We start from the raw sequence: 15,011 nt of genomic DNA, 5'->3' as shown, positions 1-15,011 counted from the left end.
CTAAAGATTCCATCCTGTTTTGAATAATGTTTTTGGCTCTTGATCGCTACATCATACATAAATTCAGCAACGCCTATTTAATCTCTAATGCAAAATGAAGAACAAGCTGTAGTCTTCGACGAAGAACGCGCCTCTACCTACGACGAAAGAATGGCTAAAGTCGCTCCATTGCGCGACGCGCTTCATTTACTTACCCGCCTGATCCTTTCTGAGCTTCCTGCTGATGCGCGGATTCTTTGTGTCGGCGTTGGAACTGGCTTGGAATTGATTTATCTCGCCCGTGAATTTCCGCAGTGGCAATTCACGGCGGTTGAACCTGCGCCTGCGATGCTTGACACTTGTCGTCAGAAAGCTGAAGAGTGTGGAATTGCATCGCGTTGCACATGGCACGAAGGTTATCTCGATTCGTTGCCCGTCTCGGAGCCGTTCGAGGCGGCGACTTGCTTACTGGTTTCTCACTTCTTTATGCAGCAAGAGGAGAGGCGCAACTTTTTCAGTCAAATCGCTTCACGACTTGGCCCTCAAGGATACTTGATTAATGCGGATTTAGCTTCCGATATGTCCGCTTCATCCTATCAAAGCCTTCGTGAGGTTTGGACTCGGATGCTGAAGTATGCCGAATATCCGGATGAGGACATCGAAAAATTTCTTGCTTCTCATGGTCGGGATGCTGCTGTGCTAGCACCTCACGAAGTCGCATCAATCATTGCATCCAGCGGATTTGATACTCCTGTACTTTTCTTGCAAACTCTTTTTATTCATGCTTGGTATGCAAGGCGACCATGACGGGATTAAAAGTTGTAGGGTGCGTCAGTTCGCATAATTTCCGCTGAGAATCGACAATCTCCGAACTAACACACCTCATATTTATGGAAAAGTTATTATAGTCTGTGTAAGAGTAACTGACTGAAATATTGAAAGTAAGGAGTAGTTCAATCAATGCTTAGCAAGCAAGAGACGATCGCCAAAATAGAAAATGTGTTTAATGCAGCATCCGATCGCTTTGACGATCCAGCTTTATCTTTCTGGAATCGCTTCGGACAACAAACAATCGATCGACTTTCGCTTCGTCCCGGCGATCGGGTTTTGGATGTTTGTTGTGGAAGCGGCGCTTCTGCGATTCCAGCAGCAATATGTGTAGGTTCCAATGGACAAGTATTGGGAATAGATTTAGCCGAATCCCTTCTGGAACTGGCACGTGACAAGTCACGACAACAAGGGCTTGAAAATATTGAGTTTCGATATGGCGATTTTGAAAATCTAGGTTTCCCCAGCGCCAGTTTTGATGCAATTGTTTGTGTTTTCGGGATTTTCTTTGTTCCAGATATGCTAGCAGCAGTTCAAGAACTTTGGCGAATGGTTCGTCCAGGGGGGAAGCTCGCCATTACCTCTTGGGGAACAAAGGTATTTGAACCTGCAAATCAAATATTTTGGAGTGCAATTGAGGCTGAACGACCAGATTTATATAGGAAATTTACGCCGTGGGATCGGATTCGTGATTCCGCCTCGCTCCAAGCACTACTAGAAGCAGGTGGCGCGACAAACCTAGAGGTTTTTGAAGAAGTGGGCACTTACGAACTGACTTCTCCAGACGATTGGTGGACAATGGTTTTAGGTGGAGGACTCAGGGGTACGATCGACCAACTCGATCCAGCGGCAAGGGAGCGTGTCCGACAAGTAAATCTGCAATTATTGCGGACAAATGAAGTTTATTCACTAGACGTAAATGTCTTGTATGCTGTAGCGCAGAAATAACGTATCTATTGTTAATTAACCCCATAGATTCCAGTGTTTTTGTTCCGCAATCGGCTGCACAACATTAGACTTGAATTGCCTAACATCTGCGATCGAGCGGCGCAACATTGTTAATTTGCTAAATCTCATCGCTCATCGGTACGATCGCGTGCAGCCACATACTCTCTGCAATATAATTGAAACAGTGCAGCCCTGCTTGTTAATTAAATTAGAATCACTGCTGCCACCGCTTCCCTCGGCCGAGGAATTGCCTTAATCGCTATAGCAATCGTGGAAGGTAAAAAATGATACAAACGCACAAGCAAAAACTCACCTTTGAAGAGTTCCTCACCTACGAGGACGACACCGACAACCGCTACGAACTAATTGACGGAGAGTTAGTAATATTGCCGCCAGAATCCTAACCTAACAATTTCATTGCTCACTATCTACTATTCACTCTTGCTAGCAGCGGACTCGTCCCGCTCAGGCTCATCAAAGCACCTAGCTGCGAGATCCAAGTTCCTATCCTGCGAGAGGGTGACAGCGCTAACCGTTATCCCGACTTGGTGGTTTTGCGGCCCGAACACATCTTGCTGACAGCAACCAGGCTAACTATCACCCTTGATATGCCGCCCCCTCAGTTGGTTGTCGAGGTCGTTAGTCCCGGTAGAGTTGGGCGCGATCGCGATTACATTAGCAAACGAGATCAATATGCAGCGCGGGGCATCCCTGAGTATTGGATTGTTGACCCTCAAGAGCAAATTGTAGCGGTACTCCGACTAGAATCGGGTCAGTCTCTGGAAGTTGGGGTGTTTCAAGGGGAACAAGGGCTTGTATCTCCGATGTTCCCGCAGTTGAGCTTGACGGCTCAGCAAGTCTTGAGAGGGGAGTTTTAACCACCGATTTGAGACATGGTGCGACTGTAATTTCCTTGAGTAGTTCCCGAATCTCGCTCCTTGAAATTAATCTCTGGTTTAATCTCTAATATCTGCCGCACTCGATCGCATTTAATATAATTATTTGTAAATTGGGTTGAGCTAAAGTTATCGCCTTTCCCTAATTTATCGCACGTTTAAGAATTTGAGCGACAACTCCATACCTGTCGCCTGTCAATCCATCCAATTCGTGTTCAACATCTTCTAACCATCCAAGTTTACTTGTCCACTTACCATTAGGTAACTGTCTAGCTGCATGAGTTGGGATACCGCTAGAGTCAACATATATTGCTATTTTCTGATATCCAGCTTCTAATATATCACCATTACAAAGTTCATATCCCAGTGTTTGATAAGCCTGAATATATGCGTCTAAAGTCTCCTCTTGCGGCACGCCTTCTGGCCAATAGAATTGCTCTCCAGGTATCGGTTGCCACCAGCGATCTTCTTCACAAGCAGCCCATGCAAAGCAATTATATTCCTGTGACTTTTGGCTAGTAACTCGATAATCAGTGCGAGACAAGTTAGGCCATTGAATTTCAAGTTCCCGTCTTCTATACATTCTCTTCAATCGCGTAGCCTCGATCTCTACCCCACTCTATCCAAGCTGATGCCATCTGTTTTACCCTTCCCCTTTGTTCCGGTTTAATGGGATTTTCACCCGTAATTGCATTCAATGCAGCTAACCAGTAAAGGGGATTTTTTTGCAGTTCCGATAGCAACAGCGGCACGACTTTAGATCCCATATTAATAATTTCCTGATATGCAGGATGCTGAGACATTTGATCTGTGGAAGACATTCCCGCAACTTCACTTTCCCATTCCGTAGCAAGAGTATAAAATTTGTCAATTACCTCGCTCGAAATTTCAGCATTTTTATTGAAGATATCTCGCTCGGTATTTGCTGCGGGATTTTCTCGTTGCGCGATCGAGCTTTCAATGTTCATCAAGACTAATTCTTCGATGGATACATTCATCTCAGCAGCAACTTTTTGTAGCTTCAGCATCAGCAGGTCTGAAATGGCGATCGAGATGGTGTTCATCTGACTTACAAAATTGGATGATGTCTTAAGTGTACAAAATAAATTATCGATACAGAGTTGACAAAAATCGATCGCCCATTTTTGCCCAAGTACCTGAAGCGCAGCTATCCCGTAGGGAATCGCCCCTCTGGCCTACATAACAAAAAGAGCGATCGATTTCGGGCAGTTCACCCGCCAATTTGAGACATGGTGCGGCTGTAATTTCCCTGAGTAGTTCCCGAATCTCGCTGCTTGAAATTAATCTCCGGTTTAATCTCTAATATGTGCCGCACTCGATCGCGCAATTCGCCTGTAGACACCCCATTCCGTAAAGCAGTTTTTAAGTCAATTTGCCCGGTTTCGTTCAGCAGACAAGGCCGCAGCCACCCGTCAGCAGACAAACGCATCCGGTTGCAGCGATCGCAAAAACACTCGGACATTTGGCTGATAAAGCCTAAAGTGCCCTTCGCCCCCGGAATTTGAAACACATCCGCCGGCCCATTTCCGCGAATTCCCGACTCGGCTAACCCGTATTTGTCGTTAATTTGTTGTCGCAATTCGGCTGAGGCTACCCAACCTTTATCGCCAAATAAATCCCCATTCCCGATCGGCATAAACTCAATAAATCGAACGTGCCAATTCCGGTTAATTGTTAACGCCGCTAAATCCAATATTTCGCCGTCATTCACACCGGGAATTACCACCACATTCAGTTTCAGGGGGTCGAATCCAGCTTGATAAGCTGCTTGAATTCCCTCCCAAACCTGCGTCCACCGCGATCGTCCCCGACTGCCAATTATCTTATCAAAAGTCTCCGGTTCCAGCGAATCCAAACTAATATTAATCCGGCGCAAACCTGCATTGTAGAGATTTTCCGCCATTCCCGCCAGCAAAAAGCCGTTGGTTGTCATTGACAAATCTCGCGTTTCCGGCAAAGATGCGATCGACCTCACCAATTCCACCACCCCAGGGCGCAGCAGCGGTTCCCCTCCAGTCAACCGAAACTTGGTAAATCCCACGGGTATAAAAACTTCCCGCAGCAGAGTTAGCAATTCCGAGTGAGTTAACAACTGCTGCTGCAATACATAGTCCAACTCGCTACCTTCCGGCATACAGTAGAGACAGCGGAAGTTGCAGCGGTCTATCAAGCTAATCCGAAGGTAGTCTACGGTATCCATGTCAATAGTTTGTAATATTATTTAATTATAAATGCTGGCTCGATTTTCTGCAATTATCGGCTGTAGAGTAAATCGATAATCTAAAATCTAAAATCTAAAATACAATTAATATCATCCAAAAAGGGATACAAGCCCCCAGCTCGCGGCTGTAGAGTAAATCTAAAATCTAAAATCTAAAATCTAAAATTGCTAAATTTATGTTCTTTGAATTTGAAGCTGATTTTGTGGAAGCTCTGCGCTGCATTCCGATGCAGGTACGTCTCAAGTTAGATACTTGCGGCATTAAATTAAAGTTGCAGGATTGGAATCATTTTAACCAAGCAGAACGTCAAATCCTTGTAGAGAAACCTTGCTTGACCCAAGCAGAAATTATCGATTACCGAGAACAGCTAAATCAACTATTAATTAAACATACAGGTAAACCGGGAACTGATTTGACCGTAGATGAAAATCCCCCGTGGATGGATGCTGCAACTGTACCGGAGTCGGTTTCCGCAAAAGCGCAAGAGCTCGGCGTGACAATTACTTTGGCCCAGTGGGCGAATTTGCAGCCGCTACAGCGATTTGCTTTGATTAAGCTTAGTCGATCGAGCCACGAGAATAAAAATTTCATCCCGGCACTTCAAGAGTTTAAGGTTATTGAATGAGATCGAGTTTTAATTGACTCTTCTAGGGCGCAGAGGCCGCAGAGTGCGAGAAGGGAGAGTCTGCTCATTTATTTGCCCGATCGTCCTCTGTTTGTTCTCACTAAGTGAGAGGTGTTTAGTGAGAAAAGGAAGAACAATATGTAAAAGAGTGTGGTCTGGCGGTGGGAGAGGTAGGGTGAGGTCGATCGGACATTTAACGGGTTGAGATTTCCGAAGCGCCCAACACCAAAATCAAAAAAAAGCATTAATTTAATTTTAAGTATTGTTACCGCAGCGTGGTATTATTTTTCTGAGTTTGCAAAGCACTCGCCTGCTACCTGCATTAGTTTCTGAGCTTCGTGAACACGCAAAACACACCCACCGAACCCACACCAGCAAACGAGGATATTCCTCAGGCTGGCACAGTCTCGACAGTCTCGTCCGAGACTAGCAATCCCATGCAAGACTTTTATCGCCTCCAACAAGAGTTGTTGGCGTACACCCTTGCATTTACGGCGATTATTTTTATCTCCGTTTGGATTTTTTACTCGCTCAACATTGCCCTGAATTATTTGCTTGGGGCGAGCACAGGTGTGGTTTACTTAAAGATGTTGGCTAGAGACGTTGAACGAATCGGCAGCCAAAATCAGCGCATCAGCAAGACAAGGCTCGGTGTGTTTTTAGCGGTGATGATAGTAGGAACACAGTGGAATCAGCTACAGATTTTACCGATATTTTTGGGATTTCTGACTTACAAAGCTGCGCTGTTGGTTTACGTAATCCGAAGTGCATTAGCACTAGACTACAGGTAGGTCAGGCAATTCGAGCAAAACTCAACTCATCGATTTGTATGGGGAAGCCCGTTGAATGGCAATGCTTGACGTTCTAAACACCTTTAATCGTTTCCCCCTCGCCAATTTGGAAGTTGGCCAGCAATTGTACTGGCAACTTGGCAATCTGAAAGTGCACGGGCAGGTTTTTCTAACCTCGTGGTTTGTAATTGCTGTTTTAGTCGTAGTTTCGATTTTAGGAACCAGCAAAATCCAGCGAATTCCCAGCGGAATGCAAAATTTTATGGAGTATGCGCTGGAATTTATTCGGGACTTGGCTAAAAACCAAATTGGGGAAAAAGAATATCGCCCTTGGGTACCGTTTATTGGTACATTATTTCTGTTCATCTTTGTGTCAAACTGGTCTGGCGCTCTAATTCCTTGGAAGCTGATTAAGCTGCCATCAGGCGAATTGGGAGCTCCTACCGCTGACATCAACACCACGGTAGCATTTGCACTGCTGACTTCTCTAGCATATTTTTATGCAGGTCTCAGCAAAAGCGGCTTGGGGTATTTCGCCCACTATGTTGAACCGGTGCCTTTCATGTTGCCGTTCAAAATCATAGAAGATTTCACTAAGCCTCTGTCCCTAAGTTTCCGTTTGTTTGGCAACATTCTTGCGGACGAATTGGTGGTCGGAGTGCTAGTGTTGCTAGTGCCTTTATTTGTTCCTCTGCCAGTGATGGTTCTGGGACTATTTACCAGTGCAATTCAAGCTTTGATTTTTGCTACCTTAGCCGCCGCCTACATAGGTGAAGCTCTAGAAGGCGGTCACGGCGAAGAACACCACGATTAACTAAGGAAAAACGGTTAAGCATGAAGCAGGAAAAAGAAAATTTCCTCTCCTCAAACTTACTGCCGTTAAATCCGACAATTCTGTAGACTTTCTGCTCTCAATTTTGTACTTTAGATAAGGAAAATCATCATGAACCCAACAGTTGCTGCCGCTTCCGTAATTGCCGCCGCTTTGGCAGTAGGTTTAGCTGCAATCGGCCCTGGCATTGGTCAAGGAAATGCAGCAGGTCAGGCTGTAGAAGGGATTGCCCGTCAGCCGGAAGCAGAAGGTAAAATTCGCGGCACCTTGCTGTTGAGTTTGGCGTTCATGGAAGCGCTCACAATTTACGGTTTGGTCGTAGCCCTAGTGCTGCTGTTTGCCAACCCCTTCGCATAATAATTTGAAATTTTAGATTTGAGGTTTTGGCGATTCTAATCCAAAATCTCAAATCTAAAATCGATTAAGCGAATTAGATGGAAGCCGTCAAAAAATCATGATGCACTGGACAGTATTACTAGCAGTTGAAGAAGCGGCTAAGGAAGGGGGACTGTTTGATATAGATGCTACGCTGCCTCTGATGGCGGTGCAGTTTTTAATTCTAGTCGCAGTCTTGAATGTAATTTTTTACAAGCCGCTCAGCAAGTCAATTGACGATCGCGCCGATTACATTCGCAACACTCAAATTTCTGCCCAGGAACGCTTGGCAAAAGCTCAGCAACTAGCGCAGCAGTACGAGCAAAAACTGGGAGAAACTCGCAAGCAGTCTCAATCAGTAATTGCTGCTGCTCAAGCTGAAGCCCAAAAAATTGGGGCCGCCAAAGTAGCTGAGGCTCAACAAGAAGCTCAAGTCGCGCGAGAAAAGGCTGGGCAAGAAATAGAGCAGCAAAAGCAAGAAGCAATGCGCTCACTAGAACAACAAGTAGACGCGCTCAGCCGCCAAATTCTCGAAAAGCTATTAGGGCCGTCGCTGGTCAAATAGCAAGACCGAAAACTTTTAGATTTTTGATGCAATCTCAAATCTAAAATCGGTTCACCAAATCTGCACGCGCAATTATGGAAGAGTATCATGGGGACTGTTTTATTGCTAGCCACAGAAGCTAGCGGCGAAGGTGGTTTCGGTTTAAATTTCGATATTTTAGAAACCAACCTGATTAACCTGGTCATTATTATTGCAGTGCTGTTTTATTTCGGGCGCGGATTTGTAGGTAAAATCCTGACAGAGAGGCGTTCGGCCATCCAAGAGGCGATTCAAGAAGCAGAAAAACGCCAAAAAGATGCAGCAGCAGCTCTAGCAGAGCAACAGCAAAAATTGACTCAAGCGCAAGCAGAAGCAGAACGCATTCGTGCCGCTGCTGAAGAAACTGCGAAGAAAGCAAAAGAAGCAATTCTCGCTCAGGCAGCGCAGGACGTTGAACGCATGAGAGCAACAGCAGGTCAAGAGTTGGAAGCGGAGCGGGAAAGAGCGATCGCCCAACTGCGATCGGCGGCTGTATCTCTGGCATTAGCAAAGGTGGAAAGCCAGCTAAAAACTAGCTTGGACGACAGCGCTCAACACCAATTAATCGATCGCAGCATTGCGTTACTGGGAGGCTAAAACGTGAGTACAGTCAGCACAGAAGTCTTACAGCCTTACGCATCTGCCTTGATGTCACTGGCTCAGTCCAGCAATCTCTCAGAGAAGTTCGGCGAAGACATTCGTTCCTTGCTGAGCCTGCTAGAAGGTTCGGAAGAATTACGTCAATTTTTAGCCAATCCGCTGGTAAAACCGGATGCTAAAAAAGCCGTGATTCAGCAAATAGCGGGTGAAGAAATTAACCCCTTGATGCACAACTTTCTGAAGCTTTTAGTAGACAAAGGAAGAATTCTTTTTTTAGAAGGAATTGGAAAACAATACCTGGCAAGGCTCCGAGAACTAAACCAAACAGTATTGGCTGAAGTTACCTCGGCAGTCCCGCTTTCAGACGCTCAACAGCAGACTGTTCGCGAGAAAGTGCAGGCGATGACCAGCGCTAGTCAAGTAGAAATTGAAACCAAAATAGACGCAGATTTAATCGGCGGTGTGGTAATCAAAGTAGGCTCTCAAGTAATTGATGCCAGCCTGCGGGGACAATTGCGCCGTCTGGGAATTCGCTTGAATTCCTGACTTAAGGAAGCAGGAACCAGAAAGCAGGAAGCAGGAACCAGGAAGCAGGAAGAATCAAACAGGAAGCAGGAATAAATAAATTTCTGTTTTCTAGTTGTTAGTCCCAAATTCTTACTGCCAAATCCCTATTCTTTCTTGCCAAAAAGATCGAGTGACCACTAAAAACTGACAACTGACACATAATAACTGACATGGCAGCAATCAGACCTGACGAAATTAGCAGCATTATTCGCCAGCAAATTGAGCAGTACGACCAAGATGTAAAAGTCTCTAACGTCGGTACTGTTCTGCAAGTAGGCGACGGCATTGCCCGGATTTATGGCTTGGATAAAGTCATGTCTGGGGAATTGCTAGAATTTGCCGACGGCACCGTGGGCATTGCACTGAACTTGGAAGAAGATAACGTCGGCGCAGTGCTGATGGGCCAAGGTTTGGGAATTCAAGAAGGTTCGGCAGTTACTGCTACTGGCAGAATTGCTGAAGTCCCCGTGGGTGAAGCAATGTTGGGACGGGTAGTTGATGCTTTGGCCCGTCCGATTGACGGCAAAGGAGAAATTAAAACTACTGAATCTCGCTTGATTGAATCTCCGGCACCGGGGATTGTTTCTCGCCGTTCAGTTTACGAACCCATGCAAACAGGAATTACCGCTATTGATGCGATGATTCCGGTGGGAAGAGGACAGCGGGAACTGATTATCGGTGACAGACAAACCGGTAAAACTGCGATCGCGATCGACACAATCATCAACCAAAAATCGGAAGATGTAATTTGTGTGTATGTGGCGATCGGTCAAAAAGCTTCTACAGTAGCTAACATCGTCAACGTCCTGCAAGAAAAGGGCGCGATGGACTACACGATCGTAGTAGCAGCCAACGCTAGCGACCCCGCAACCCTGCAATACTTGGCTCCCTACACAGGGGCTAGCTTAGCCGAGTATTTCATGTACAAAGGCAAGCACACTTTGGTCATTTACGATGACCTTTCCAAACAAGCACAAGCTTACCGCCAAATGTCCTTGTTGCTGCGCCGTCCTCCCGGTCGCGAAGCATATCCCGGAGACGTTTTCTATCTGCACTCTCGCTTGCTAGAACGCGCTGCTAAATTGAGCGACGATTTGGGCGAAGGCAGCATGACAGCTTTGCCGATTATCGAAACCCAAGCAGGTGACGTTTCTGCTTACATTCCGACGAACGTAATTTCGATTACCGACGGTCAAATCTTCCTTTCTTCGGACTTGTTTAACTCTGGTTTGCGTCCGGCTGTAAACCCCGGTATTTCGGTATCGCGGGTAGGTTCGGCGGCTCAAACTAAGGCAATGAAAAAAGTAGCCGGTAAGGTGAAATTGGAATTGGCGCAGTTTGAAGAACTGGCAGCATTTTCTCAGTTTGCTTCTGACTTGGATAAGGCTACTCAAAATCAATTGGCCCGCGGTCAACGCTTGCGCGAACTTTTGAAACAAGCGCAAAGTTCTCCTCTGCCGATGAACGAACAAGTGGCTGTTATCTATGCTGGCATTAACGGCTACATGGATGACATCGATGTGGACAAAGTAACCAAGTTTACTGTTGGTTTGCGCGACTATTTGCGGACTAGCAAGCCCAAGTACGGCGAAATTGTTCAAGGCGGAAAAGCCTTGACTGATGAAGCTGAGAAGCTGCTGAAAGAAGGCATCACTGAATACAAGCAAAGTTTTCTAGTTTCTGCGTAGTAGACAAGTAGGAATTTTGAACCGCAGATGAACGCGGATTAACGCAGATAATCTGAAGTTAATCTGCGTTACTCTGCGGTTTTAATTAAGAAGATGCGGGCAAGGATGTAAGGAGAAAGTTATGGCAAATCTGAAAACTATTCGCGATCGCATTAAGTCGGTCAAGAACACTAAAAAGATTACAGAAGCGATGCGTTTGGTGGCCGCTGCAAAGGTGCGCCGCGCTCAAGAACAGGTGACTGCTACTCGGCCTTTTGCCGATCGACTGGCAGAGGTATTGTACGGTTTGGCGGAACGCTTGCAGTTTGAAAACCTGGATTTGCCGCTGCTGAAAAAACGCGAAGTGCGATCGGTGGGACTGTTGGTAGTTTCGGGCGATCGGGGTTTGTGCGGCGGCTACAACAGCAACATCATCAAATACGCGGAAAATCGCGCTAAGGAAATCAAAGCTGAAGGCTTAGACTACAAATACGTGTTGGTAGGACGCAAAGCTACTCAGTATTTCCAGCGCCGCGAACAGCCGATCGATGCTACTTACGCTAACTTGGAACAAATTCCCACAGCATCGGAAGCCGCACAAATTGCTGACGAATTGCTTTCTTTGTTTCTGTCGGGAACTGTGGACAGAGTTGAGCTAGTTTACACCAAGTTTGTGTCACTAATTAGTTCGCGTCCGGTAATTCAAACTTTGCTGCCCCTCGACCCCCAAGGTTTGGAAACTCCTGATGATGAAATCTTCCGCTTGACATCCCAAGGCGGACAGTTTCAAGTATCGCGCGAGAAGGTTTCTTCACCTACGAAGAGTTTGCCCAGGGACATGATTTTCGAGCAAGATCCGGCGCAAATTCTGGAGGCTCTTTTGCCCTTGTATTTGAACAACCAATTGCTGCGGGCTTTGCAAGAGTCTGCTGCTAGCGAGTTGGCGGCGCGGATGACTGCGATGAACAATGCTAGTGAGAATGCTAGCGATTTGATCCGTAGTTTGACGCTGACTTATAACAAGGCGCGGCAAGCAGCAATTACTCAGGAAATCCTGGAAGTTTCCGGCGGTGCTGAGGCTTTGAAGGGTTAGGTTAGGGTTGACAATTTGTTAATTTTATGGTATGCGTCTGGGGGAACTCAGGCGCTTTTTTTATTTATAAAGTTGTTACAATTGACCACAATGTACTAACAAAGCCAAACTCAAGATTTTTTGCAGAAACCGGGTTTATGAGCGTAAATCATACCTAAATGACTTAAATTAACGCTCTGTAGCGTTTTTGGCGGAAAAGGGCATTAATTGCAGTATTGCATTAGTATGCACTAAGGCATATAATTAAAACAATGCACCTGTATGCAAAAAGCTGGTTTTTAGGCAAACTACATAAAAATGTCAAAATGTATATGTTGTAAAGCCTTGAGCCTGTATGGATGAAAACAAGACTGTGGCTATTAGAGTAGAAATGCCGCCGGAATTGCGGAACCGATTTAAGTCGGCTGTTGCTAGGGACGGTAAAAATATGAGGGATGTTTTGCTGGAATTTATGGAGCAATATGTCATGAAGGCTGAGCAACCAAAAATAGAAGCAAGTCAAAACCAAAACAACACATAGCTGCTGTGTGCAGTGGTGGAGCGATCGCATACAGGGCAAGACATTTAGTTTTTAAACTGTAAGGGAAGTCTGAAGTGAGGAGCGATCGCGTACCGAATCCAAAGCCAGAAAACGTACACCATGTTACAGATCCCGAACTCTGTGAAAAGATGGGCGAAAAATACCACTGGCGGTTAAAAGAAATCCGAGTGACTCGTAAAACCCCCCCTGATGTGGCTTGCGTGTTTGAGGGGGAACAAACCTCGTTTCAGGATATGTGGCAAGATTACCAAGATTAAAGGAAAGGGAGGAAAAATGGCACAAAAAATCTGGATTGTCTACAAAACCGAAAGCATGAGTGCTCCCGGCTGGGAAGAACGTCAGCTTATGCCGAGGGGCGGTCTAACTAATATACTTTGGGAAAATTGGACTTGGGAAGAAAACCCAGAAATTCCCCAAGTAGGGGACAAAACCCGCGATTATGAAAATCTATCTGACCCCGGTAATGGAGTCACCCACGGGAAAGATGGAGATTGGGTAGTTACTCGCGTTCAGCAGTTTTCTGCTTCCGATACTGAGGAGCGAATTGTGGTGTGTTACTGTTCTTACCAACCTGTTACATCTGATTGGGAAGCGCTACAACAAAGCGAGTCTGTCAATCAGATGCTAGCAACTGTCGAGTAATATTGACTGGATAATTAGTTCGTAAAAGCGATCGACTATTCCTGCACAATCTCATACAAATCTTCGATCGACAAATCAAAAGTCCTCGCCAACTTGTGCAAGGCTGTCACATCAACTGTTGCTAATCCGGGCGATCGGGCATAGGTTCTGAGGGTACTGTAGACTACGCCCGAGCGCTCTGAAACTTCTTTCAGCGTCCAGCCCTTCTCGGCAGCAAATTCTCGAACCCGCAACTTAATTAATCCCATAACCTCTTGACAGTTGACTAATATAAGTCATACAATTGTATTGTAAAAAGCGATCGCCCCAACGTCTGGAAAACTTAAAGACGATCGCCTATCCAAATTCAATCCCTTTACAAAAGTTTGTACTCTTTACAAAGGATTTGCTTAACATCATGTTAACAAAATTTTCGCGAAAATCAACCCCCAGACACAGATTGAGCCGGTTTGTGACAAAAGAGGCGATCGCGCGGCTGCTGAAAATCAAGGTAGAACAAATATATCGCTTCGAGTGCTGGGCGCATATCCTGTACGTGCACGCCAAAGGCATGAGTCGGTTTGTCAGTTATGCGGACTTTCCGCCAGTTTTGGGAGTGGAATCGCCCTCTGGTTTAGATTTTGGTTATTGGAAGCGCCGGATAGCGAGTCAGAAACAGAGACACGCGCCCGATTTTTGGGTGGATTTCTATGCACAGAAATTTCATCAAGCTGTTTCGGTTCCTGAATTGTTCGACTGGGGGCGAGTGGTGGGAGTGATTAAATTTATGTTGCCGAAAATAGCAGTTGAATCGCTGCGAAAGGTTTATGCACAGGAAAAATATGTGCTGGAACATTTCTAAATGCTGTGTTTTTTTATAACTAGACTTACGAACTCGTGACCTAAAAAGTAGTGCTACAAGATTGTACGCCATATCCGTAGGGAAACGGCAATGCCGTGTCCGGTGCCGGGAGCTGCGACTTTTAAGAATTGGCATAAGTTCAGGGAAAGAAACCAAGGTGATGATACCATGCACCATCATTCCAGCCTAAGAGTCAATAATATCTTCCTCCCCTATTCCCAAACTCGGCAAACTGCGGACAATTTGCACAGTTTCCAAACTGACTGCGATGACTTGGCCAATTAACCGGACAATGTATTGTTCGTCATCCAAGCGATTCGGGTCATTAACAATTCCAGTCCGTTTATCAGTTTTGAATTCATACTGGTCTATTACCCAATCTAACGCAGAACGGTTCCCCAGACGGTACTCAAATGCTGAAGAGGGAATGCCGTTTAAGGTGAGAAAATCGTTGTAAATCAGTTGAGTTTTATCTTTACTCAATCTCATCTTTTCTACCCGCCAATTTAACGGCACGTCAGTATTTTCTATCCACTTAAGTGGATATTCGGGTTGCTGTTCGTAATTGACGTGAATTTCTGCTAAACGTTTGCCCGCATTAGCGAAAGAATGAAAATCGGGAGTGTAGGGAATACGGGGCAATTCCCGTTTCAAATTGGCCGCGTAGCGAGTGCAATAGGTGGGATGGTGCAAAACTGCATAGACGTAGTAGAAAATATCCCATTTGCTAATGCTGTCGTCTCGGTAGTGGCGGCGGAATTCTATTAGTGCCCAGTCTGTGATATTTTCGCGGCGGTTTGTGCCGTCTTCATCGTAGATGTAGAAGGGGAAACATTGTCCGGGACGCCCCCCTACTCCCACATCAGAAATACAATCAGTCATCTAGACATCTCCCAAAACTCGCAAAGCTTATCTGGCAAAGGCTTTGCGAATTATAACTCTTCTCAAAAATCTCTGCCT

General features: G+C 45.7%; 22 protein-coding genes and 1 pseudogene. 17 read left to right on the top strand and 6 right to left on the bottom strand.

Annotation, left to right across the window (positions count from 1 at the left end; genetic code table 11):
* Positions 1-87 precede the first annotated feature (87 nt).
* From QUA23_RS29435 to QUA23_RS29420, 4 genes are all read left to right on the top strand, one after another.
* A complete protein-coding gene (locus QUA23_RS29435; RefSeq protein WP_333079361.1) occupies positions 88-786 on the top strand; it encodes a class I SAM-dependent methyltransferase in 699 nt (232 codons plus the stop codon).
* 153 nt (positions 787-939) lie between these two features.
* Positions 940-1,755, top strand: coding sequence for a class I SAM-dependent methyltransferase (locus tag QUA23_RS29430; protein ID WP_333079362.1), 816 nt, complete (start codon positions 940-942; stop codon positions 1,753-1,755).
* 70 nt (positions 1,756-1,825) lie between these two features.
* Positions 1,826-2,011, top strand: a complete 186-nt coding sequence (locus QUA23_RS29425) for a hypothetical protein (RefSeq protein WP_333079363.1) — start codon at positions 1,826-1,828, stop codon at positions 2,009-2,011.
* Between the two features lie 160 nt (positions 2,012-2,171).
* Entirely contained in the window at positions 2,172-2,633 is a 462-nt protein-coding gene (locus QUA23_RS29420; RefSeq protein WP_333110654.1) for a Uma2 family endonuclease, read from the top strand.
* Here the strand turns inward: QUA23_RS29420 and QUA23_RS29415 are convergent.
* The 4 genes and pseudogenes from QUA23_RS29415 to moaA all read right to left on the bottom strand — a co-directional run.
* Positions 2,630-2,740: pseudogene (locus QUA23_RS29415) on the bottom strand (cyclic pyranopterin phosphate synthase MoaA); the annotation flags it as partial. The gene QUA23_RS29420 and the pseudogene QUA23_RS29415 overlap by 4 nt on opposite strands.
* 53 nt (positions 2,741-2,793) lie before the next feature.
* A complete protein-coding gene (locus tag QUA23_RS29410; RefSeq protein ID WP_333079364.1) occupies positions 2,794-3,234 on the bottom strand; it encodes a DUF7689 domain-containing protein in 441 nt (146 codons plus the stop codon).
* Entirely contained in the window at positions 3,227-3,715 is a 489-nt protein-coding gene (locus tag QUA23_RS29405) for a hypothetical protein (RefSeq protein WP_333079366.1), read from the bottom strand. Before QUA23_RS29405 ends, QUA23_RS29410 begins: the two co-directional genes overlap by 8 nt.
* A gap of 167 nt (positions 3,716-3,882) precedes the next feature.
* Positions 3,883-4,872 (bottom strand): GTP 3',8-cyclase MoaA, encoded by a 990-nt coding sequence (gene moaA, locus QUA23_RS29400; RefSeq protein ID WP_333079368.1) that lies wholly within the window; start codon positions 4,870-4,872, stop codon positions 3,883-3,885.
* A gap of 197 nt (positions 4,873-5,069) precedes the next feature.
* Here moaA and QUA23_RS29395 point away from each other — a divergent pair, with 197 nt between their 5' ends.
* The 12 genes from QUA23_RS29395 (at position 5,070) to QUA23_RS29340 (ending at position 13,210) form a co-directional block, all read left to right on the top strand.
* Positions 5,070-5,519 carry a nitrate reductase associated protein gene (locus QUA23_RS29395; protein WP_333079370.1) on the top strand — a complete coding sequence of 150 codons (450 nt, stop codon included), beginning with the start codon at positions 5,070-5,072 and terminating at the stop codon, positions 5,517-5,519.
* Positions 5,520-5,857: 338 nt separating this feature from the next.
* Positions 5,858-6,310 carry an ATP synthase subunit I gene (locus QUA23_RS29390; protein ID WP_333079371.1) on the top strand — a complete coding sequence of 151 codons (453 nt, stop codon included), beginning with the start codon at positions 5,858-5,860 and terminating at the stop codon, positions 6,308-6,310.
* Positions 6,311-6,365: 55 nt separating this feature from the next.
* Complete coding sequence (gene atpB, locus QUA23_RS29385; RefSeq protein WP_332958449.1) at positions 6,366-7,124, top strand: F0F1 ATP synthase subunit A; 759 nt, start codon at positions 6,366-6,368, stop codon at positions 7,122-7,124.
* A gap of 129 nt (positions 7,125-7,253) precedes the next feature.
* Positions 7,254-7,499, top strand: a complete 246-nt coding sequence (gene atpE, locus QUA23_RS29380) for an ATP synthase F0 subunit C (RefSeq protein WP_006631105.1) — start codon at positions 7,254-7,256, stop codon at positions 7,497-7,499.
* 97 nt (positions 7,500-7,596) lie between these two features.
* A complete protein-coding gene (locus QUA23_RS29375; protein WP_333079372.1) occupies positions 7,597-8,082 on the top strand; it encodes a F0F1 ATP synthase subunit B' in 486 nt (161 codons plus the stop codon).
* Positions 8,083-8,169: 87 nt separating this feature from the next.
* Entirely contained in the window at positions 8,170-8,697 is a 528-nt protein-coding gene (locus QUA23_RS29370) for a F0F1 ATP synthase subunit B (protein WP_333079373.1), read from the top strand.
* Positions 8,698-8,700: 3 nt separating this feature from the next.
* Positions 8,701-9,246, top strand: a complete 546-nt coding sequence (gene atpH / locus QUA23_RS29365; protein ID WP_333079374.1) for an ATP synthase F1 subunit delta — start codon at positions 8,701-8,703, stop codon at positions 9,244-9,246.
* Positions 9,247-9,437: 191 nt separating this feature from the next.
* Positions 9,438-10,955, top strand: a complete 1,518-nt coding sequence (gene atpA / locus QUA23_RS29360) for a F0F1 ATP synthase subunit alpha (protein WP_333079375.1) — start codon at positions 9,438-9,440, stop codon at positions 10,953-10,955.
* Between the two features lie 121 nt (positions 10,956-11,076).
* Positions 11,077-12,027: a F0F1 ATP synthase subunit gamma gene (locus QUA23_RS29355; RefSeq protein ID WP_333079376.1), complete on the top strand. Its 951-nt coding sequence runs from the start codon at positions 11,077-11,079 to the stop codon at positions 12,025-12,027.
* Positions 12,028-12,361: 334 nt separating this feature from the next.
* On the top strand, positions 12,362-12,547 hold the full coding sequence (locus QUA23_RS29350) for a copy number control protein (RefSeq protein ID WP_190657378.1): 186 nt from the start codon (positions 12,362-12,364) through the stop codon (positions 12,545-12,547).
* Positions 12,548-12,621: 74 nt separating this feature from the next.
* Positions 12,622-12,825 carry a hypothetical protein gene (locus QUA23_RS29345; RefSeq protein ID WP_333079377.1) on the top strand — a complete coding sequence of 68 codons (204 nt, stop codon included), beginning with the start codon at positions 12,622-12,624 and terminating at the stop codon, positions 12,823-12,825.
* A gap of 16 nt (positions 12,826-12,841) precedes the next feature.
* Positions 12,842-13,210, top strand: a complete 369-nt coding sequence (locus QUA23_RS29340; RefSeq protein ID WP_333079379.1) for a hypothetical protein — start codon at positions 12,842-12,844, stop codon at positions 13,208-13,210.
* A 35-nt stretch (positions 13,211-13,245) separates the two neighbouring features.
* On the opposite strand, the gene QUA23_RS29335 is transcribed toward QUA23_RS29340, so the two are convergent.
* Complete coding sequence (locus QUA23_RS29335) at positions 13,246-13,458, bottom strand: helix-turn-helix transcriptional regulator (RefSeq protein ID WP_332958465.1); 213 nt, start codon at positions 13,456-13,458, stop codon at positions 13,246-13,248.
* Between the two features lie 149 nt (positions 13,459-13,607).
* Here QUA23_RS29335 and QUA23_RS29330 point away from each other — a divergent pair, with 149 nt between their 5' ends.
* Complete coding sequence (locus QUA23_RS29330) at positions 13,608-14,051, top strand: hypothetical protein (RefSeq protein WP_333079381.1); 444 nt, start codon at positions 13,608-13,610, stop codon at positions 14,049-14,051.
* 186 nt (positions 14,052-14,237) lie between these two features.
* Here QUA23_RS29330 and QUA23_RS29325 read toward each other — a convergent pair whose 3' ends face one another.
* Entirely contained in the window at positions 14,238-14,933 is a 696-nt protein-coding gene (locus QUA23_RS29325) for a type ISP restriction/modification enzyme (protein ID WP_333079383.1), read from the bottom strand.
* Between the last annotated feature and the right edge of the window lie 78 nt (positions 14,934-15,011).

The sequence above is a fragment of the Microcoleus sp. Pol1C5 genome, assembly GCF_036701115.1.
Classification (GTDB): domain Bacteria; phylum Cyanobacteriota; class Cyanobacteriia; order Cyanobacteriales; family Microcoleaceae; genus Microcoleus.
The sequence above is the reverse complement of the archived record's forward strand: the minus strand, read 5'-3'. Positions and strand labels throughout refer to the sequence as shown.